The sequence below is a fragment of the Klebsiella sp. MS 92-3 genome (assembly GCF_000195655.1).
In the GTDB taxonomy this organism is placed as follows: domain Bacteria; phylum Pseudomonadota; class Gammaproteobacteria; order Enterobacterales; family Enterobacteriaceae; genus Klebsiella; species Klebsiella pneumoniae.
Genome location: NZ_GL882806.1, coordinates 106,029 through 125,471, shown reverse-complemented (window position 1 = coordinate 125,471; position 19,443 = coordinate 106,029). Strand labels below are relative to the sequence as shown.

Annotated in this window: 16 protein-coding genes and 6 pseudogenes; 10 read left to right on the top strand and 12 right to left on the bottom strand. The window is 50.1% G+C overall.

The window, feature by feature from the left end; translation table 11 throughout:
- Nucleotides 1–230 precede the first annotated feature (230 nt).
- Nucleotides 231–1,342, top strand: a pseudogene (locus tag HMPREF9538_RS14030) (IS3 family transposase).
- Between the two features lie 16 nt (nucleotides 1,343–1,358).
- Nucleotides 1,359–1,547: pseudogene (locus HMPREF9538_RS31600) on the top strand (integrase core domain-containing protein); the annotation flags it as partial.
- Nucleotides 1,548–1,745: 198 nt separating this feature from the next.
- On the opposite strand, the gene HMPREF9538_RS29935 reads toward HMPREF9538_RS31600, so the two are convergent.
- The 6 genes and pseudogenes from HMPREF9538_RS29935 to HMPREF9538_RS0127665 form a co-directional block, all read right to left on the bottom strand.
- The gene (locus tag HMPREF9538_RS29935) at nucleotides 1,746–2,630 is read right to left on the bottom strand and encodes an RES domain-containing protein (protein WP_004192285.1); all 885 of its coding nucleotides are present in this window, start codon (nucleotides 2,628–2,630) and stop codon (nucleotides 1,746–1,748) included.
- Between the two features lie 10 nt (nucleotides 2,631–2,640).
- Nucleotides 2,641–3,313: pseudogene (locus tag HMPREF9538_RS14035) on the bottom strand (DUF4400 domain-containing protein).
- Nucleotides 3,313–3,579 carry a hypothetical protein gene (locus tag HMPREF9538_RS0127670; protein WP_004178415.1) on the bottom strand — a complete coding sequence of 89 codons (267 nt, stop codon included), beginning with the start codon at nucleotides 3,577–3,579 and terminating at the stop codon, nucleotides 3,313–3,315. The pseudogene HMPREF9538_RS14035 and the gene HMPREF9538_RS0127670 overlap by 1 nt, the downstream one beginning before the upstream one ends.
- A pseudogene (gene traD, locus HMPREF9538_RS14040) lies at nucleotides 3,542–4,825 on the bottom strand (conjugative transfer system coupling protein TraD); the annotation flags it as partial. The pseudogene traD and the gene HMPREF9538_RS0127670, both read right to left, overlap by 38 nt.
- A gap of 134 nt (nucleotides 4,826–4,959) precedes the next feature.
- The gene (locus tag HMPREF9538_RS14045) at nucleotides 4,960–5,223 is read right to left on the bottom strand and encodes a hypothetical protein (protein WP_004192273.1); all 264 of its coding nucleotides are present in this window, start codon (nucleotides 5,221–5,223) and stop codon (nucleotides 4,960–4,962) included.
- Nucleotides 5,213–6,340, bottom strand: a complete 1,128-nt coding sequence (locus tag HMPREF9538_RS0127665; protein WP_004146856.1) for a PAAR domain-containing protein — start codon at nucleotides 6,338–6,340, stop codon at nucleotides 5,213–5,215. The genes HMPREF9538_RS14045 and HMPREF9538_RS0127665 overlap by 11 nt, the downstream gene beginning before the upstream one ends.
- Before the next feature lie 653 nt (nucleotides 6,341–6,993).
- Here HMPREF9538_RS0127665 and HMPREF9538_RS14055 point away from each other — a divergent pair.
- A protein-coding gene (locus HMPREF9538_RS14055; RefSeq protein ID WP_087497898.1) for an IS3 family transposase occupies nucleotides 6,994–8,104 on the top strand; the annotation gives its coding sequence in 2 pieces (ribosomal slippage) (nucleotides 6,994–7,247 and nucleotides 7,246–8,104; 1,113 coding nt in all).
- An 18-nt stretch (nucleotides 8,105–8,122) separates the two neighbouring features.
- Nucleotides 8,123–8,446: pseudogene (locus HMPREF9538_RS14060) on the top strand (phospholipase D-like domain-containing protein); the annotation flags it as partial.
- Nucleotides 8,447–8,638: 192 nt separating this feature from the next.
- Here the strand turns inward: HMPREF9538_RS14060 and HMPREF9538_RS0127660 are convergent.
- From HMPREF9538_RS0127660 to HMPREF9538_RS14070, 3 genes are read right to left on the bottom strand one after another with little or no spacing between them, the layout of a single operon-like run.
- The gene (locus HMPREF9538_RS0127660; RefSeq protein WP_004192264.1) at nucleotides 8,639–9,118 is read right to left on the bottom strand and encodes an Hcp family type VI secretion system effector; all 480 of its coding nucleotides are present in this window, start codon (nucleotides 9,116–9,118) and stop codon (nucleotides 8,639–8,641) included.
- A gap of 2 nt (nucleotides 9,119–9,120) precedes the next feature.
- Nucleotides 9,121–9,468, bottom strand: a complete 348-nt coding sequence (locus tag HMPREF9538_RS14065; protein ID WP_004199257.1) for a hypothetical protein — start codon at nucleotides 9,466–9,468, stop codon at nucleotides 9,121–9,123.
- 1 nt (nucleotide 9,469) lies between these two features.
- On the bottom strand, nucleotides 9,470–10,144 hold the full coding sequence (locus HMPREF9538_RS14070; protein WP_004192261.1) for a hypothetical protein: 675 nt from the start codon (nucleotides 10,142–10,144) through the stop codon (nucleotides 9,470–9,472).
- Nucleotides 10,145–10,586: 442 nt separating this feature from the next.
- On the opposite strand from HMPREF9538_RS14070, the gene HMPREF9538_RS29925 reads away from it, so the two are divergent.
- From HMPREF9538_RS29925 to HMPREF9538_RS32605, 3 genes and pseudogenes are all read left to right on the top strand, one after another.
- Nucleotides 10,587–10,964 carry a DUF2778 domain-containing protein gene (locus HMPREF9538_RS29925; RefSeq protein WP_020316533.1) on the top strand — a complete coding sequence of 126 codons (378 nt, stop codon included), beginning with the start codon at nucleotides 10,587–10,589 and terminating at the stop codon, nucleotides 10,962–10,964.
- Entirely contained in the window at nucleotides 10,939–11,205 is a 267-nt protein-coding gene (locus HMPREF9538_RS32850; protein ID WP_009485070.1) for a hypothetical protein, read from the top strand. Before HMPREF9538_RS29925 ends, HMPREF9538_RS32850 begins: the two co-directional genes overlap by 26 nt.
- 1 nt (nucleotide 11,206) lies before the next feature.
- Nucleotides 11,207–11,299: pseudogene (locus tag HMPREF9538_RS32605) on the top strand (type VI secretion system tube protein Hcp); the annotation flags it as partial.
- A gap of 27 nt (nucleotides 11,300–11,326) precedes the next feature.
- Here the strand turns inward: HMPREF9538_RS32605 and HMPREF9538_RS14085 are convergent.
- Nucleotides 11,327–12,196 (bottom strand): phosphorothioated DNA-binding restriction endonuclease, encoded by an 870-nt coding sequence (locus HMPREF9538_RS14085; RefSeq protein ID WP_009485069.1) that lies wholly within the window; start codon nucleotides 12,194–12,196, stop codon nucleotides 11,327–11,329.
- Nucleotides 12,197–12,375: 179 nt separating this feature from the next.
- Here HMPREF9538_RS14085 and HMPREF9538_RS14090 point away from each other — a divergent pair, with 179 nt between their 5' ends.
- Nucleotides 12,376–13,014, top strand: a complete 639-nt coding sequence (locus tag HMPREF9538_RS14090) for an HNH endonuclease (protein ID WP_004177596.1) — start codon at nucleotides 12,376–12,378, stop codon at nucleotides 13,012–13,014.
- An 82-nt stretch (nucleotides 13,015–13,096) separates the two neighbouring features.
- Here the strand turns inward: HMPREF9538_RS14090 and HMPREF9538_RS14095 are convergent, their stop codons facing one another.
- On the bottom strand, nucleotides 13,097–14,776 hold the full coding sequence (locus tag HMPREF9538_RS14095; RefSeq protein ID WP_009485068.1) for a glycoside hydrolase family 43 protein: 1,680 nt from the start codon (nucleotides 14,774–14,776) through the stop codon (nucleotides 13,097–13,099).
- A 58-nt stretch (nucleotides 14,777–14,834) separates the two neighbouring features.
- Nucleotides 14,835–16,274, bottom strand: coding sequence for an MFS transporter (locus HMPREF9538_RS14100; protein WP_004153321.1), 1,440 nt, complete (start codon nucleotides 16,272–16,274; stop codon nucleotides 14,835–14,837).
- A gap of 426 nt (nucleotides 16,275–16,700) precedes the next feature.
- Between HMPREF9538_RS14100 and xylA the strand changes: the two genes are divergently transcribed.
- Both xylA and HMPREF9538_RS14110 read left to right on the top strand, forming a co-directional pair.
- Nucleotides 16,701–18,020, top strand: coding sequence for a xylose isomerase (xylA, locus tag HMPREF9538_RS14105; RefSeq protein ID WP_004186818.1), 1,320 nt, complete (start codon nucleotides 16,701–16,703; stop codon nucleotides 18,018–18,020).
- A gap of 271 nt (nucleotides 18,021–18,291) precedes the next feature.
- Nucleotides 18,292–19,443: carbohydrate porin (locus tag HMPREF9538_RS14110; RefSeq protein ID WP_009485066.1), on the top strand; the 1,152-nt coding region annotated here is incomplete at its 3' end.

Below are 19,443 nucleotides of genomic sequence, written 5' to 3'. Positions count from 1 at the left end.
AGATCATAAGGATAGTTGCGATGTTCGAGTCCGGCCTTCGCACCATCGGAACATCAATAGACGTCGACGGACGTCTTTTTTGTGCCTGAAATCCGCGCTACGCAAGGCTTTTCGCGATTCTCCTTTCAACAGAAGTCAATCTGAGTCAACCTGTAAGCATCCCGGTAAACCGGACCATTCACATTTAGAGATCTTCCGGCATACTGAATATATCCTTGGAGGAGATCGCCATACGCAAAGCCCGATTCACCGAACACCAGATCATCGCCGTTCTGAAGTCCGTCGAAGCCGGACGCACCGTCAAAGATGTGTGCCGCGAAGCCGGGATTTCTGAGGCCTCGTACTACAACTGGAAAGCGAAGTTCGGCGGTATGGAAGCCTCTGATATCAAAAAGATGAAGGACCTCGAAGATGAAAACCGCCGGTTGAAACAGATGTTTGCGGACCTGAGCCTCGAGTGCCGCGCATTGAAAGACGTTATTGAAAAAAAGCTTTAAAACCAGCGATAAAGCGTGAGTTGGTCAGCTATCTGACCGCGCAGTTTGCCATGAGCTTACGTCAGGCATGCAGGATATTGTCGCTGAGCAGGACGGTATTTCGTTATCAGCCGGATACGCAACGTGATGAGCCAGTCATTATGGCGCTGACCGTGGCGGCTGAACGCTATCCGCGATACGGATATAAAAGGTTTTTTCAGGTCCTTCGCAGGCAGGGCAACGCCTGGAACCATAAGCGCGTTCACCGGATTTACTTCCTGCTGAAACTGAATTTTCGCCGTAAGGGAAAACAGCACCTGCCGGTGCGCAATCCGGCTCCGCTGGCAACGCCAGAGGCGATGAACCAGAGCTGGTCCATCGATTTTATGCACGATGCGCTGGTGTGCGGCAGACGTTTCAGAACCTTCAACGTGGTGGATGGTTATAACCGGGAAGCGCTGGCGATCGAAATTGACCTGAATATCCCGGCGCAGCGGGTTGTCAGAGTGCTGGGCAGGATCGTGGCAAACCGCGGATATCCGCTGAAGATGCGGATGGATAACGGTCCGGAGCTGGTCTTGCTGACGCTGGCACAATGGGCAGAAGAGCATGGTGTGATGCTGGAATTTCTCAGGCCCGGCAAGCCAACACAGAATGCCTTTATCGAATGATTCAACCGGACGTACCGGACAGAAATACTGGATTTTTATCTGTTCAGAACCCTGAACGAAGCACGTGAAATTACAGAGCGCTGGCTGGCTGAATATAACAGCGAGCGCCCCCATGAATCCCTGAAAAGCCTGACGCCGGAAGAATACCGGCTGATGGCTGAAACCCCGGAAATCTCAAAAAGTGCGTGGAACTAAAACGGGTGCGCTTACACCAACGCAGAACGGATTTTTTGAGAGTTTTAACGGACGCTTTCGCGATGAATGTCTGAATGAGCACTAGTTCAGAGATATCGGTCACGCCAGGAAAACCATTAATGTCTGGCGGCAGGATTATAACGAGTGTCGTCCACATTCAGCACTAAATTATCAGACGCCATCAGAATTTGCAGCACGATGGTGAAATGGGGAATTAAACAGTTAGAAAACAGATATTACTAACTTACGGTTATATCGAATCCTGGGGGCTGGTCAATTATGGTGAAAATCGTGAATGTCAGCTTATTTGTAGTCATATGAGTCATCCCGCTGGCATTCGTTTGCTAGATGACCCTATAAACTGTTATTGTCAGCCGATGAATCAAACAGAGTTTTTTATAATTTAAATGCTCTGTCCCGGGGTCCAGAGCGGTTCCAAAGGATAGGTATAATATTCATCATCAGCATGATTTTCATCCCAGATAAGTTTCCCTCTTTGTGTAATCCCTTTCACATGACGTGTATTTCTTTCTTCAAAGTAGCCACATGCTAAATGTCGAATCTGCGCATATCTAACTGCATTTATGCCGAGGTGATCCCATATCACTTTGTTTTTTATGGCGAAATTTATTCCTCCGGGATATTGTTTGCTGGGGTATGCTATAACATAAATGTCAGAATTTTTTTCAAAGATACAATTGGCAACATATGAAGTTATGTTGTAGTTATCGCTCATTAGAGAGTCAGAAAGGAATTTGTCAGTTATAAGTAATCGGGTTACTTCATCAGGATTGCAGGCATTGATCAATTTGTTAATTGATTGTGATTGATTACCCAGAAGCATTCCTCTTCCTGTAACTTGAGTATGTGAAAGTTCCCCGATCGGAAGAACTTTTATGCTATTATAGATACGAAAAGTAGCTATAGTATAATAATTAAAGCTATTATTATAATTTTTTAACTCGTTAAGTGCAGTGTTTTTACTGCTGGCTGTGTAGAGAATCTCATTTTCATCTGAATCAATTCTACCGTAGGATCTTATTTCTTTTGGGGGGCAAAGAATTTTACTGACGTGGTCAATAGGGGACGCATCATTTCCCATATACCTTGCTCTATAATATGAAGAGCCTTCTCCCCAATCAACATAGAGCAAAGGGTGGTGTTTGATCAATTTAGCTAAGAATTCTTTTTTCATAGCTATGTTGTATTGAGGGAAATTATTGATCCCAGTGACTAGCTCATCAACTGATAACGGTGGAAATTGTTCGATGATAGTCTTTAATGTCATTTTAATATACTCAAAAATATTTTTTAAATGTCCTAATTACAAAGGATACCGCTAATCCAACTATTACTGAACTTAGTACCACAAAATATTCAGGGGTAAGAAACTGTGGCAACACCAGCCCCGTCGCTGTCTAGCTGGATGAAATCATACGCCTTGCATGATGATAAACAAACCCGGACTCATGGCCTGCGCCGAATCGCCGTAAGTCGCGGCGTACCAGCCCGTCAATCAGCCCTATAACAATGGTCAGCACAAACTGTGGTAGCGCCTGCAATAAAATAGCCAGCGCAGCAGAAAGGTAAGGGTAACTTAATCGCAGACTGTAACGCGCAGCGGATTACCGTCGTGACAGCCTCCGTCCAGAACAACCCGCTTTGACCACTGAGAGAAGCAATCAGCGCCGCGCTCCCTTTCTGCAACGTATCGCTGACAATCGCGAGGTCTTCTACTAACCACATCGGTGCGCCAGCAGAGCTTTTCCACCACTGCCATGTCGCCAGCAATACCTGCTCACTGTGACTGGCGCAGGTGTTCCGCCAGAAAAACGCCTCGCCCAGCCACTCCAGCGTTATCGCCAGCATCCACGCGCCGAGGCAAAAACCGATCAGCACGCCGGGAAGTAATGCTATCCAGCCGAGCCGTCCGGGGCGACGCACGGGGCCTGGTGGCGCATGTTCGGGCATCAGTGCAGCGGCAGAGTAATGTAGCGGCAGAGGAACCGTGCCTCGTGTGCCTCATCCAGTCGTATCTGAAAAATGTCGTGTTCGCCTTGCGGCGATGTAGCTTCGCGCCATGCCTGAAAGCCCTGCAAATTCATCCGGGCGATAATCTGGTCGGGCGTTTCTCCCTGCGTCAGCGCTTCCACCGCCTGTTGCAGGGGAAGAGGCAGTGTTTGTGCAGGCCACATCACTTCAACGCTCACGAGCTGGCGGTGTGTCCGGGGTATCATCGGTCTGTTTCTCCGTGGTTTCGCTGTCGTTCAGCCATAAAATAGGGTCATTTTTCGCCGTTACAACTGTCTCCGGGCGGTCCCACCATATGGGCGTGCTGTCGTACTGTTTTTCCATATAGCGGGCTATGTGTGTGATGCTTTCCGGCATCAGCGGATCGTGTGCTGCGTCCGGTAATGGGATGCGTAGCTTCCAGAGCTGACCACCTTCCAGCAGAGCGAACGCCTGCCCTTTGGGAAGCTGTACCAGTGAGGCGGGTTCCAGTAACGGCACCTGTATGCTGCTCATCCGATCCTGGGTGTTGCTGGAAAAACTGATATTGCCCTGTGCGTCGGCGCTGTCGGCAACGCCGGAACTGATGCTGTTGCTGAGCACATCCACCTGCGGCAGTTGCTTCGTCAACAATTCGACGGTGGCAGATTCCCGCACCCGCATCATGATCCGACTGTTGAAGTTGCCGACGACCTGGTCCGCTTTGGCGCGGTCGCCGATGCGGGCTTCTATATCGGAGAGCGTCTGGGTGTAGGCCGTAACCTCTACACCTGCGCCGCCGCCTTTATTTATTAGCGGAATAAATTCATCGCCCATCAGTTCACTGAACTCATCGCAGTGCAGGTTGATGGCCGGGTTCTCTTCCGTCTGCGGCAGGCCATCCATCACGCCGTGCTTGTAGATATGTCCGGCGACGCTGACCAGATCGGCGAACATTGAATTGCCGACAGCGGCGGCAATTTCTGCGTCAGACAATGCATCCAGCCCGACATAAATAATCGCCCGCTGGCGAATGGCCTGCTGCCAGTTGAATACTGGGCGCGGGTCGTTAAGGTCGCCGTAGTCCGGGGCCAGCAGTTGGGAGATTTTTCTGGTGGTCAGTTTTTCCAGCAGTGGCAGCAGCGAGGCGACGATCTTATCGAAATAGGTTTTGTCATAGCGCACGGCAGTACGTAGACCGTCGAGGATCGTGTCGTGTAATCGGGTGGTTGAAAGGTACTGCTCCAGCGCGACGACGTAGCTGTCCCTTCCCTGAAGATTACGTGGCGTGTTTTTCTCAGTGATGCCAACGGCAATCCGTACCACGTTGCCCCATGCCTGGCGGTCCTGGCTGGGCAAAAAGACGCGGGCGTAGTCGATAAATAGTTCGTCGATGTTGATAACGTGGCGGGCGATACGGGCGTAGTCCGGGCGCTGGCCCAGTGCCACCAGGGCGCGGGTGATGATGTTGACGAAGCGCCAGTCGAACCTCCTTTACTCAAACTTTAGGGCAGAATCGTCTACCGGAGTGGTGGGGGCAGTCCAGGGTGGCCAAATTCAGTGTGCCACTACATATTGTCTAAAATGAGGGAGGAAGGAAAAGGCTGGATCTCGCCAGCCTTTGACAGTCATTTCACTTTCTTGAAGATGAGCAGGATCAAAGGGACGCAGACAGCGAAACCAATGATGGAGGCTAAAGCCGAATCAGAGTGATTTTGCGCTAGCTCCTTAACAAACCAGGTACATTGAGAAGGGGTAAATTCTCCGCCTTGACTCATTGTCTCTGTAAAGTTAAGAGCGAAGACCAGATCGAAATAAAGCACGATAGCGTAATACGCTGCACAGATCAGCGCGATACTCACCCATCTGATCCAGAACTTCTTATTCATCATCGTAAGTGCTTCCCAATGAACCGCCTACTGTACCGCCTGAGTAGGGGGATGTTGAGCCAGCAACAGCAGCGGAATCGGCAGCAGATTGTTGAATTTTTGCACTCCCTCCTATTGATTGAGGGCTTTTGTTCTCGGTGTTAGGGTACTGCTGTTTGAATGTATTAGTCATTTCGACAACGAGGATTGATGAGAAATCCGCACTCTTTGATTCAAGATATCTTTGCAGTGAAACCGGAATAGTAAAATCTTCTTCTATGTCGATTGGTAGCTGTGTTGTCGTGGATGTGTAACCGTGTTCGAATACCTTTGAGCCAGCAAACTTGAGCCCCTCGACTGAGTGAGTGGTACAGTTGCTACCAGTGACATCATACTTATCAATGGTTCGGCCTCTTCGCTTTGTACCATCTTGCATGTTTGGCGTTTGGATTGGTGTTACACCGCCATTCCAAAGGTTTTCGAAGAATTTACGGATTATTTTAGGATCTGCATCATCAATGCGGAAAGCGCGAGCTCCCATTTCATAAAGTTCGTATCGGTAATACTTACGCGCATCTTCATCTTGGAAAAAGTCTAAAATCCCATCCCCAGTGAAGGTACTTTTATCAGTGCGTCCATAGCGTCCATAGGTGTAGAGGAAGATATTGTTATTCTCATGCACTGAAACGAAAACATGACCTGCACTTGTCGTTTCAGTCCAGATATAAACGCCGTTCAGCAGCGGGTTATCTTCTGGCTTGCAGGTGTCAGTCACATTATCAGCTTGGGGATCATAAATCGGGCCGGGGAGAACGGGAAATTCGACGACTTGAGATTGGGCTGTGTCGGCTTTCGCTGCCCCTGTAGAAAATTCATAAGTGTCATCGATGGAAGGAATAAAACGTGATTTGCAGGGACAGGAACAACGGCTGTGCAGTGTTCCGGCTACTCTTTTACCATGTATTTCGTCACTATCAAGGCCGCCGCAGATACGATAATGCCCTGGATGTTTGCCGCAGGTTACTTTATGGCCTTCACATGCCATATCTTTATCGAAAAATTGATGGTCGGGGCATCCTTCAAGAATCCTGCCACCGCAAGCGGTCTTATCACCCCTAAATAAAAAATGACCAATAGCCATTCGTCCTTATCCTTATTTTTGCTTTTAATTCCATGTGGGAAGTGTAAGTTTTTGGTGTTGGCGAGTAAATGAGCAAATGTAATAAAATCAAAGTATGTTAATCAATGGGAGCAGGTCGCCAGCTATGGATAGTGTTTATCCGCACGGTCAGTTGCAGACGAGATTTCCACAATTGCCTGCATTCCAACAGAGCAAGAGCCTGTCTTTTGTGAAGCTGGATCAGGGCGGCGGTATCGCGGACCGGTAAATTACTAGTGGTTACCTGTTAGCCGGTGTTGCTGGTAAAGCTGGTGACGCTGGAACTTATCTAGCGAGTATGTTCTTTCACCTTTGGTGGTTGCTTAGAATATGGCACCGCTTGGCCTACACTCTGGAGAACACTGGACGGAACAGAAGGTCGTAAGTTGTTCCAGCAATGGCTGTTGCGGGCTAAGTGCCGACTAACAGATAGCTGTCATAATGGTCGGCTTCCGGCGTGAGAACGGAAGCTACAACCAATTCTTTGAAAATAAATAAAAGCAGGGCTAACGCCAATCGTTTCATTACATCCTTCCGCGAACTGCGGTGGGGGTGTTGTAAGTATCCCGGCAAAATGAACCATTCACTTTTAGAGATCTTCCGACATACTGATTATGTCCCCAGAGGAGATCGCTATGCGCAAGATCCGATTCACTGAACACCAGATCATCGCCGTATTGAAGTCCGTCGAAGCTGAACGTACCGTCAAGGATGTTTGCCGTGAGGCCGCTATTTCGGAAGCCAGCTATTACAACTGGAAGGCAAAGCATGGCGGGATGGAAGCGGTCGATATTAAAAAAATCAAAGATCTGGAAGACGAGAATCGGAGGCTTAAACAGATGTTTGCTGATCTCAGTCTTGAGTGCCGGGCACTGAAAGACGTCATCGAAAAAAGCTTTAAAACCAGCGATAAAGCGTGAACTCGTCAGCTATCTGACGACGCAATTTGCCATAAGTTTACGCCAGGCCTGCAGGACGTTATCGCTGAGCAGGACGGTGTATTTTTATCAGCCCGATACCCGGCGTGATGAACCCGTGATCCACGTGCTGACTGAACTGGCAGAACGCTATCCGCGCTACGGTTTTAAGAAGCTGTTCCAGCTGCTGCGCAGGCAGGGCAATACCTGGAACCATAAATGTGTTCACCGGATTTATTGCCTGCTGAAACTGAATTTTCGTCGCAAGGGAAAACAGCGGCTGCCAGTGCGTAATTCAGCACCCCTGGCGACACCGCAAGCGTTAAACCAGAGCTGGCCCATCGATTTTATGCACGACGCGTTGGTCTGCGGCAGACGCTTCCGGACCTTCAATGTGGTGGATGATTTTAACCGTGAAGCACTGGCGATAGAAATCAACCGGAATATCCCGGCTCAGCGAATCATCCGGGTGCTGGACAGGATCGTGGCAAACCGCGGCTATCCGCTGAAAATGCGGATGGACAACGGGCCAGAACTGGTCTCGCGGGCACTGGCACAATGGGCCGAAGAACATGGCGTGCAGCTCGAATTTATTAAACCGGGTAAACCTACACAAAATGCTTTTATCGAACGGTTCAACCGGACATACCGGACAGGAATTCTGGATTTTTACCTGTTCAGAACACTGAATGAAGCACGGGAAATTACCGAGCGCTGGCTGATAGAATATAACAACGAGCGGCCTCATGAGTCCCTGAACAACCTGACGCCGGAAGAGTACCGGCTGATGGCTGAAAAACCGGAACTCTCAAAAAGTGCGTGGAACTAAAACAGGTGTGCTTAAAGTGGTATCGACATTACTGTCGTAACGGATAAAAGCTTTAATACCCAAGACGTCAGTTATGAAAAGCGCAAAGCAAAACAGCAGCGCCTTAATGATGCAGTGGAAAAACTAAATGCGCTGGGCATTGTGACTATGTTGGTCAACCGTGTTCACAGTAAAATCGTGATTGGTGATGAAGGGCTGCTGTGCATAGGATCGTTCAACTGGTTTAGCGCTACGCGTGATGAGAAGTACAAACGATACGATACGTCGATGGTATACCGTGGCGAAAGCTTACAAGCGGAAATTAAAACGATTTATTCCAGCCTGGAACAGCGGAAGTTATAGGGGGCTTAAAGCTATGCAGGTATCGAATGTGTTGAATTAATTTAGCGCTACTCAAGGAGGTATAGCTTCAAGATACTATGCCTCCAAACCATGCGGTTGCATTTGGATGGCTTGTTTGGCGAGGGTGGTTTAAATCATCAGTTAAACTTATAAAAGGCCACTTTTTTGAATGGCCTTTAGTCTAAGGAGAATTTATGCCGTTGCCCTGTGGTTCCAGGAATCTTTGTAAATGATATTCCCATCGCAATGTTTCCAGGTGATGGCCTCATACCTTAACTGAATCGTCTCGCTGTGCGTACCTGTACCAGAATCAGGAAATAAGTTGGGGGTAATTCCGGTTACTTTTACATTCTCTAATATAATATTAAAATATTCGCTTTCAACACCTGCATCAAGGATCTGATACATCTTTATGGTTGCCGACTTTAATGTTTGGTTCTCACTCAGCGCTTTGTATAAAAGGGGCGTTGTTTTATCAAAATCTTTCTGTACCGTAATAGGCGTATGTACTCTGGTTCCTGTTAATCTCCCGGTGTTTCCATCCACAGGAATGGATAGGTGGTGCGTTACCGCTTTTAATTCAATAGCGCCAATACGCCCTGTAACGAGAGAACTACCAGTTATAGGGGAGCCGTTTGTATCGGTTAGCCAAAGATATGCTGGATTTGACATGATTATTCCTTATCTCTATTTATAAATGAAGGTAAACAAAACATTATAATGACCCATAAAAACAGACCAATAACCTTAACCGGCCACGGGTCAAGTAAGGCTATGCAAACAATAGCGCCAATAATTAATAGTGGGCCTGATAGTAAATTAAAAATACCGCTTAACACACCTATCTTTGTTCCCAGTAATCTATTCAATGCAATGGCGATGATATAAGCGCTGCCGATTATAATCGTCACTGCGATTATTTTATTCTGCCAGTTATTAAACTCAGTCAGGCAAATAAAGCATGTGGTAATAATATAGGTGCAGAGAACTATATCGACGAGTGGCGTGATGATTTTTTTCATATCACCCAGCCTTAGCATTCGTATTTAAATGATCTTCCACTCTTTTCATAATCTTGTCGAATACGGGGTTGCCCTCGGTGTACCCTGCATGGATGGCATCCACAAAAGGTTGTACCGCATCGGCAAATAAGAAATAAAGAAGAACATAATCGCGGGGTCTTAACAACGAGTATACCTCGGGCGCTTCATTCCTGAGTTTATCAGACGTCCTGATGGAACGCTCTGCCATTCCACCAAACAAGAGGATAGTACTTAAAAAGGCTATTGGATTTCCTTTCCCCTTAAATACTACATAAGTAAATGACGTTTTTTCTATAACGGCTTTAGCGATGTTCGATGCGATAATATTCGTAGAGATTCTACCCACGATAGAGGTAACTACACTTCTGTATATTCTATCTTGTTCTGATTCGGATATATATTTATTAAATAACTGAAAGATTAATTTAACTGCATTAACGATATTTTCATAGTTAAGAATGTCATGTCTTATCGCGGTCATCATACGGATTCTTTCTGTTTCACGTTCATATCTTGTATCCGTATCAAAGATACCGTAAATCAGATAACCATAATCTAAAGGAACAGATAACCCACCATTGATAAGCCCTGTAACTGTATCAGGAGAGATAATGATGTTATATAACTTCCGCGCTATCCCTTCTATGTCTGCCATATAGCTATCCTATGTTTAAATAAATGACTGAGGATCTACATCATTTTTGCAAGAAATAAGCGATGTTAATTTGCAAGAGAATAAAAAACTTGATAAGTGTTACCATAACCTAATTGTTACAAATTGTATTGCAAAATGATTTTGAACCATTGATTTAAATAAGGCTTAAAACAGCATAGTATATCACTTTACGGTTGATTATTATGATGAATTATCTTGGTGTGAGATGTATTAATTTAATAAATAATAAAGCGCATATAAGTATTCGATAAGTGATTGGATACGCAAAAAATTTGGATGTTAAAATATATGTATTTGCTCTGACTTGTTCATGGCAGAAACGGGTTATGACTCATGAACAGGCGGTTTATGTGAACACATCGACAGCATCATGTTGTGCCGTCGATATCCTTCACGAGCAAACATTGACGGATTCACCAGAGTGATATCCGCTTCCGGCGTGAGAGCGGGGGCTACAGCCGATTCTTTGAAAATAAATAAAAGCAGGGCTAATACCAATCGTTTCATTACGTCCTGCCGCGAACTACGGCGGGGGAATAGCGATTGGTTTGCGTTATGGCGTGACGACCGCGGAATTGACGATGAGACGTGGGTAGAGGGTGTGAAACGTGGTAACTTCCGTTTGCATCCGGGTACGGTTTCCGAGGGTTGTATTACTATCACCCATAATTCTGATTTTGCCATGATCCGAAATGCGCTTATGAATACATCGTTAGTACAGGTTCCCTGCATGCGTTCCCTGATGGCTCGCGGTTGGGTGGAGGTTGTTGCCAGTGGCTCTAATAACGTTTGCCCGTAAAATCAGTAAGATTATTTATTTTATATTGCTGTTTTTGGTTCTGGGACGTGCACTTCCAAGACCGGAAATCTATCTCGATTATGATATCGCAAGAGATATTTGCCACTTCTTATTCGGAATTGTGAATGCCGATACGATGTATGACACTTTCTTTTATATATCGCTGATAATAGTGATATTCCTTTCAGCTGTGCTTTACATTATGACATTGAAGTTAATTTCAACGATAAGGAGCAAATGAGATGCCAATCCCTCCGTATATGTGGCTTAAAGACGATGGTGGTGCAGACACGAAAAGATCTGTTGATGTTCAGGAGCGAGAAGGCAGCATCGAAACCCGCTTATCACCATCCCCATAACCCTCATCCCCTGAACACCTCCCGCCGGTGCCATGCCACAAACCCTTCCTGCGGATAGCATTCTTTTCCCTGCGGTAAGGTAATCGGCTTACCATCAAAATCCCAGAATAGCCTGCCAACGATGCCCCCGCCGTTCACCGCCGGCGAAACCTGGATGCGCATATCCTCATCCAGACCAATGGATCCTTTATCAAAGGCCTTATGGTGAATCGCGCAGAGCGCCAGGCCGTTAGGGATTTCACATGGGCCGCCGTGCTGCTTCCATTTGATATGGGCCGCTTCCAGGGCGACGGAGGTATTATCATGGCGCATATTGAAGCCGCAGATCGCGCACTCATAGTTATAGGCGCGCAGCACCTGCTGGCGAAAATGCGGGTCGCGCTCTTTACGGATCTGCTGCAGATCAAATCCCATCTCTTCAGCCAGTTCTTCCTGAATACTCTCCGGGAAGTGCGCCTCGAGGATCTGATGGGCGAGGGTATTGATCAGCCTCTTATTTTTGTTGAGTAACGCAAAATGCGGCTCATCGAAGCCGCCGGCGACGTGACAGAGCTCCAGCTCTTTGCCGGGCGGCTGTCGGCTGCCCTGGGTTGAACACTGGTCGCTGTTGTGCAGCTCCCAGAAGCCGTCGCCTTTCAGGCGCCAGAAGGGCATATCCGGCCGGTACTGGCGGCGCTGCGGGCCAAAGCGTTCTAGCAGACTATGCAGCTCATCGCGTATCTCCGAGGCGTAGTCGAACATCCGCGCATGGCCGCGCTGGTACTGTGAGAGGACGTACAGCAGCAACAGTGGCTTATGCGGCGCACGCTGTTCGCCTTTGCGCCAGATAGTGATGTTCTCGATCGCGTGTTGCAGGGTCGTGCTGGAGGGCATAGCGTTACAGTGGCAGCTAAATAAATGCGATGATGCTCGCAAAATCCTTGCCGATCAACCCACCAGATGCGGCGGTTCTACGTGGATCGCGATTTAACTATCACAGCTATTTATTTGTTCGAAAAGCCCATAGCTTTCTATTTATACTCAAGCTTCGCGCCATCAGATAGCTATGTCTTATGAAAAAACTACCGGACCATTTATCCAGGGAATGCATCATCGCCGCCATTCGCGCTTACGATGCAGGCGTTGCGCATCAGTTTAAAAACGCGCGTCTGTATGAGATCGAGTTTGAGGGGCGTCGGTATCCTTCAAAAGCCATCGTCGGGTTAGCGGCCACGCTTGCGACGGGTACGGAATTTACCCCGGCGGATTTCAGCGGGGGGATTAAATCCAAATGCGTGCGTCTGTTACTGGATCAAGGATTTACGATCGCGTCGCAGGGCGCTGGCGATGACGAGGTTGCGCTTTTCCCCGATGAGGGACAGACGACTATGGAGTTCGTGGAAGGGGCGGCGATGCAGGTGGTGGTCAATCGCTATGAGCGCGACCGTCAGGCTCGTCAGGCGGCGCTTCGCCTGCATGGCTGCCGGTGTCAGGTATGCGGTCTGGATATGGCCAGCCGCTATGGCGAAATCGGCCAGGGTTTTATCCATATCCACCATCTCATTCCACTGTCCGGGATAAAGCAGGACTACCGTCTGAATCCTGAAACCGATCTGATCCCGGTATGTCCCAATTGCCATGCAATGCTGCACCGGCGAGATCCGCCGTTTACTCCCGAAGAGCTGAAGGCCCGGCTGCGCCCCGCAGACTGACATCCGACAGCACTCGCTTTAATTACATCACACACAGCACAAACCCCACGCTACCTTACCGGTAGCGGGGGCTCACACACTCTTACTTATCCCGCGTCTCGCCAGCCTCCCAGCTGTAGCTCCCATCGGCCGCTAACCTATCGCCCAGCTCCTGATACTCGAACTGATAAAACTCAGCCTGGGTGCCGTACCCGGCGTAGTCTACCGCCGCCAGGCCGACGAACGCCCCGGTAAAGAACCCACCGTAGCTCTGCAACACATAGTCATCGGACAGTACCGCGGCATCCAGCTGGACCGGGATCTCGGTGAACGACACGCCATCGAAGCTGTATTCATAGCTGTAGGTCTGCTTGCGGACCTTGGTCCGGAACCAGACGTATTCCACGCCGTCCGGCACCTTGATGGCGTTATCCTTCAGGTACGACGTGTATTTCCCGCGATTATTTTCGCCGACTTCGATGACCTTGCCGTTAATTTCATTCCAGGTCAGGAAGACGAAGCTCCAGTGGCGGTCGTTATAGTAGTTTGTTAATCCGGCCATCTGCTGGTAGCTGAAGGGTTCGAATTTCACCTTCACCGCGGCGTCAAAATAGAAGGCCTGCCAGCGGCGGGCAATCAGCGACAGGTCATGCGTATTGGCTAACGAACCCTGGCCGATTAAGGTTAATTTGCCGTCGCCGGTGGTGCCCATTTTGGCCGTAAACGGCACCCGCAGGGTATTCCAGTTCGGATCGAGCGCTGGCGAGGTAAAGTCATCCTGCTGGCTATTATCGCTGGCGCTTTCGGTGAAGATGGCGTCTTTCGGCCCTTCGACGAAGGTTTTCCCGCCGTGACCGCCTTCAATACGCGGCCAGCCCTCATCGTCCCAGTACACTTTCTGGATCGCGGTTTCCCGGCCGAGGGTTGACCAGCCGCGCGGGTCGTAGATGGATTCCCCCGGGCGATTCCACGGCCGGGCGCAGAGCGAGGCGTAATACCATTCGCCTTCCGGAGTGGAGACCAGCGCGCCATGGCCCTGTTTCTGGATGTAGCTGTCCGGGGTATCGACGTTGGTTAAGAACACGTCGCCCGGCTCGGTTTCGAAGCTGTTGGCCTCGAGAGTTTTCGACCGCGCCACCACCTCCTGGTGGGTAAACACGGTGCCGCCCTGGGCGGCAAACAGATAGTAGTAGCCGTTCAGTTTATAGAGGTGCGGCCCCTCGACCAGCGCCACGGCGGTGCCGCGGTAGATGGTGCGCGCGGTTTCCGGCATTAACTTCAGCGTGTTGGTATCCAGTTCCGTTAAGGTAATGCCATCGAAGGGGTGATGGTACTCCCGGTGATCCCAGGTTTGCTGGACGATATATTTCCGGCCATCGTCGTCATGGAACAGCGAGGCGTCAAACCCGACGCCGTTCAGCTTGATCGGGTCGCTCCACGGGCCCCGAATATCCTTCGCCGTGGTCAGGTAGTTGGTCATGTCTTTAAAGGCGCCTTCGGTGACCTTCACATCGGTATACACCAACCAGAATTGCCCGTCGGCCCAGGAGAGCGCCGGCGCCCAAATGCCGCCGGAGGAGGGGTTGCCCTTCATATCCAGCAGGGTGGTGGTGGAGAGCGGCGAAGGCAGCAGGTTCCAGTTTTTCAGGTCTTTCGACTCATGTAAACGCACGCCCGGAAACCACTCAAACGTCGAGTTGGCAATATAGTACGTATCCTCGACGCGAATAATACTGGGGTCGGCATTGAAGCCGCGTAATATCGGGTTTTGAATAAGTGACATTTCATTACACCTTTTAAAATGGAAAGTGACGAATCGGTCTGATTTATTATTTTTTTAACTACACGCGGATCTCATCCAGCTGACGGTTGATGTCGGTAACATGTTTATCGGAGATCGGATAAACCTGCATGATCACCATCGAAATAGCGGCCAGCGCAATTGGGATCCACACCGCGGTCATAATGATCCCGTCGATGGCGCTGGCGCTCTGCACGGCGCCGCTTTCATTAAATCCATACACCGCCAGCAGCCACAGCGGGATAGCGCCGCCGATGGTGAAGCCGATCTTGAAGAAGAGTCCCATAATGGCATTGATAATGGCGGCATTGCGTTTGCCCGATTTTAATTCGCCGTACGCGATAACTTCCGGTACCAGCGCCCACATAAAGCCGGTGGCGGAGGTTAAGCCCCACTGTTTAATAAAGGTGGCGATGTAGGCCAGCCACAGGGCGTCGTGCATCCCTTCGCGGGACCAGACGTAGGTCAGCAGTTCGCCGACGATGAACATGGCGAGGAACAGATGGAAGAAGCCTTTTTTACCAAAGATTTTTTTCAGTTTCGGCCAGAACACCGGGAAGGCGATGCCGGGAATAGACGCGACGAGGCCCACGGCGCCCATCCATTCGGAGTGGCCGACGACGAACTGGTTGAAGAAGCCGTTAACGGTGTTCATGAAGAACATGAAGGTAAAGGCCAGCATAAAGAACATGCCGAGAATAACCAGCGGACGGTTATGTCTGAGCTCGTGGAAAAGGTCGGTAGTTTTGACGTTGGCGGTCTGCTCGGCGGTCGCGACCACGCGTTCTTTGGTGCATTTGTAGCAGATAAACAGGGCCACCGCGCCGATGATCATATAGATGGCGTACACGCCGAACCAGGCGTAGTTCGCTGACGGATCGGTATAGTTCCCCAGATTCAGCTCAAGGCCGAAAAAGCCGGTATCTTTCAGGCTGCGATCTTTCGGCGCCGCCATCTGCACAAACATCGGGAACAGGGTATAGACCAGCAGGTTGGCGCTGTTGGCCAGCATCATGCGGGTACTGGTCAGCTTATCGATCGATTCCGGGTCGCGGGTCAGCGACGCATTCAGCGAGCCATAGGGAATATTGACTAAGGAATAAACCAGGTCCAGCGCCAGATAAATAATAAAGGCGAAAGCCACCGAACCTTTCACCCCAGGGATTGGCGCGAACAGTAATGCCGACAGGATCACCAGCGGCACGCCGGCTCGTAACAGCCAGGGGCGATATTTCCCTGCTTTTGAGGTTCGTTTATCCACGTAGGTTCCGACCATCGGATCCCAAAACACATTAATGATACGGACAAAAAGAAAAATAAAGCCTGCCGTTGCCGTGCTGATGGTATTTACCGTCAGCATATGCAAAGCCAGAAAACCCCCAATTGTGCCGAAAACCAGGTTTTGCGCAAAGTCGCCCATGCCATAACCAATTCGTTCTCCACGGGTTAATTTATGATATTCATCATGCCGACTGTGCATTATGTTTTTACTCATTCTAAGCAGACTCCGGTTTGTTTTGTGTAGGTGAAACACTTTCTGACACAGTTGACCTGGAAGAATCTATTACGTTTTTAAATTACGTAATTATGTTTTTTTACTTCTGTGATCCTCGAAGCAAAGGCCTGTATCGCCTGCGTTGAATCGTTATCCGCCGCTAATTTTCGGGCAGGCAGGCATTGTGACAAAACCGGCATTTTAATTTGGTATGGATACCTGAATTCCCCAGGAAGTGTACTCTATACGCGCGCGAAGCGAGATATTTAAAATAGTTTTATTTGCGAGATGGCTCACATTTGAGCATTTTCTCAATCGCCGAGTGAAATAACGTAATTGAGCAACCGACGATGAGAATACACGATGTGTCACAGTTGTTAATTTTCCTGTTTCTCAATTTCGGAGTTCATCATGCAAACCTATTTCGACCAGGTTGATCGCGTTCGCTTTGCCGGACCCAAAACCGATAATCCGCTGGCGTTTCGCCACTATAATCCGGATGAAATCGTGCTGGGAAAACGCATGGCAGATCATCTGCGTTTTGCCGCCTGTTACTGGCATAATTTCTGCTGGAATGGCGCGGATATGTTTGGCGCCGGCTCGTTTGAGCGTCCCTGGCAGGCCGCGGGCGATGCGCTGGAAATGGCCAAACGCAAAGCGGACGTGGCGTTTGAATTTTTCTACAAGCTCAACGTGCCGTATTACTGCTTCCACGATGTCGACGTCTCGCCAGAAGGCGCGTCGCTGAAAGAGTATTTGCATAATTTCGCCATCATGACCGAGGTGCTGGCGGAGAAACAGCAGCAAACCGGCGTGAAACTGCTGTGGGGCACCGCCAACTGCTTTACCCACCCGCGCTACGGCGCCGGGGCGGCGACCAACCCCGATCCGGAGGTGTTTGCCTGGGCGGCCACGCAGGTGGTGACCGCCATGAACGCTACCCACCAGCTCGGCGGCGAAAACTATGTTCTGTGGGGCGGCCGCGAAGGTTACGAGTCCCTGCTGAATACCGACCTGCGCCAGGAGCGCGAGCAGATTGGCCGCTTCCTGCAGATGGTGGTGGAGCACAAGCATAAGATTGGCTTTGGCGGCACGCTGCTTATCGAGCCGAAACCGCAGGAGCCCACCAAGCATCAGTACGATTACGATGTCGCGACGGTGTATGGTTTCCTGAAGCAGTTTGGTCTGGAAAATGAGATCAAGGTGAACATTGAAGCCAACCACGCCACTCTGGCGGGGCACTCTTTCCACCATGAAATCGCCAGCGCCATCGCGCTGGGCATTTTCGGCTCCGTTGATGCCAACCGCGGCGATGCGCAGCTCGGCTGGGATACCGATCAGTTCCCGAACAGTGTGGAAGAAAATACCCTGGTGATGTACGAGATCCTTAAAGCCGGGGGATTCACCACCGGCGGCCTGAACTTTGACGCCAAAGTTCGTCGGCAGAGCACCGACAAATACGACATGTTCTATGGCCATATTGGCGCCATGGACGTGATGGCGCTGTCCCTCAAGCTGGCCGCGCGCATGATTGAAGATGGCAAGCTCGATCAGGGTCTGGCAAAACGCTATGCCGGCTGGCAGGGCGAGCTGGGGCAGAAAATTATGAGCGGGCAGATGTCGCTGGATAATATTGCCCGATACGCTGAGCAGCATAATCTGAATCCGCAGCCTCAGAGCGGGCGTCAGGAATTACTCGAAAATCTCGTCAATACCTATATCTTTGGTTAATTTTTGCTGACATGCCCCCGCGGGGGCATGTATTGCGCCGTCTATCCGCTGCCGGGAAATAGCGTTTATTGGTTCGTGCTGTGTTTTTTTTGTCAGTGGCGAAAGACCACCTGTTTAATATCAGCGAAGGAGGAAGGGTAACGATAATTGTGTAACGCCTCTGTGACCGTACAAAATAAAAAATAACTTGTTCTGATGATAGCGACATATTCTGTCAGCTCAGAATAGGCTGGTTATTGTCTGAATAAAATTAACCTATATTGAGAAACTCATGACAATGATAAAAAAGCTTCCATTAACCATGGCGGTTATCGCCGCGTTTTTTCCGCTTACCTCTGTAATGGCGCAAGAATTTACTCAGGAACAGATCGACGCCATCGTCGCCAAAGCCGTTGATAAAGCGCTGGCCGACCGCCAGGCGAAAATCGACGCCGCGGCCGACAAAAAGGTCGACGTGATCACCAACCCGCAGACCACCGCCGCCTCGCCGGATATGGCCATTCCGTTTGGCCTCAAGTTCAGCGGCTACGCCCGCTATGGCGCCCACTTCCAGACCGGCGACCAGAAATATGTCGGCGTCGACGGCTCCTATAACGGCGCCTCGGCGATCGGCCGTCTGGGCAACGAAAGCAACGGCGGCGAATTCCAGATCAGCAAGGCCTTCAAAAGCGCGCAGGGGGCTATCTGGGATCTTAACGTGATGTTCGACCACTGGAGCGACGAAGTTAACCTGAAGAAGGCCTACGTCGGCGTCACCAACGTGCTGGAATCCAACCCCAACGCCTATATCTGGGCCGGCCGCGACTTCCACCAGCGTCCGCAACAGGGGATCAACGACTACTTCTGGATGAACCACGACGGCCAGGGCGCCGGGGTGAAGAACTTTGATATCGGCGGCGTGCAGTTCGACGTGGCGGCGGTGTCGCAGGTGAAATCCTGTAGTCCGGAAGTGATGGCCGACGAGACCAACCCGTCGCGCATCACCTGTACCGGCAGCTCCGACACCGGCGACAACGGCCACTACGCGCTGACCACCAAAACCCACAACATCAAGGCCGGGCCGATCGACGTCGAGGTGTACGCCAACTACGGCTTTGACTCAAAGGCGGTGGACAGCGACGCGCGTCTCGAAGCCTGGCAGGGCGGCCTGGTGCTGAGCCACACCAACGACAGCGGGGTGAACAAGGTGATCCTGCGCTATTCCGACAACTCGGATAACAGCGTCTATAACAAAACCGACGACCTGACCACGGTCTACGCCAGCTTCGAGGGCAGCCATAAGTTCACCCAGCAGGCGCAGATCGAATACCTGCTGGCCTTCCACGACTACGACAACGGCAAGGACAACACCGACAACCGCAAAAACTACGGCGCCATCGTCCGGCCGATGTACTTCTGGAACGACGTGCACTCCACCTGGCTG

What these genes read in the sequence shown, in the direction of transcription:
- HMPREF9538_RS14100 (WP_004153321.1), bottom strand. Translation starts at nt 16,274, where the DNA reads ATGCACAGTCGGCATGATGAATATCATAAATTAACCCGTGGAGAACGA.
- HMPREF9538_RS0127665 (WP_004146856.1), bottom strand. Translation starts at nt 6,340, where the DNA reads ATGGCTATTGGTCATTTTTTATTTAGGGGTGATAAGACCGCTTGCGGT.
- HMPREF9538_RS0127660 (WP_004192264.1), bottom strand. Translation starts at nt 9,118, where the DNA reads ATGTCAAATCCAGCATATCTTTGGCTAACCGATACAAACGGCTCCCCT.
- HMPREF9538_RS29935 (WP_004192285.1), bottom strand. Translation starts at nt 2,630, where the DNA reads ATGACATTAAAGACTATCATCGAACAATTTCCACCGTTATCAGTTGAT.
- HMPREF9538_RS14085 (WP_009485069.1), bottom strand. Translation starts at nt 12,196, where the DNA reads ATGCCCTCCAGCACGACCCTGCAACACGCGATCGAGAACATCACTATC.
- HMPREF9538_RS14045 (WP_004192273.1), bottom strand. Translation starts at nt 5,223, where the DNA reads ATGATGAATAAGAAGTTCTGGATCAGATGGGTGAGTATCGCGCTGATC.
- HMPREF9538_RS14090 (WP_004177596.1), top strand. Translation starts at nt 12,376, where the DNA reads ATGAAAAAACTACCGGACCATTTATCCAGGGAATGCATCATCGCCGCC.
- HMPREF9538_RS14070 (WP_004192261.1), bottom strand. Translation starts at nt 10,144, where the DNA reads ATGGCAGACATAGAAGGGATAGCGCGGAAGTTATATAACATCATTATC.
- HMPREF9538_RS0127670 (WP_004178415.1), bottom strand. Translation starts at nt 3,579, where the DNA reads ATGATACCCCGGACACACCGCCAGCTCGTGAGCGTTGAAGTGATGTGG.
- xylA (WP_004186818.1), top strand. Translation starts at nt 16,701, where the DNA reads ATGCAAACCTATTTCGACCAGGTTGATCGCGTTCGCTTTGCCGGACCC.
- HMPREF9538_RS14065 (WP_004199257.1), bottom strand. Translation starts at nt 9,468, where the DNA reads ATGAAAAAAATCATCACGCCACTCGTCGATATAGTTCTCTGCACCTAT.
- HMPREF9538_RS14095 (WP_009485068.1), bottom strand. Translation starts at nt 14,776, where the DNA reads ATGTCACTTATTCAAAACCCGATATTACGCGGCTTCAATGCCGACCCC.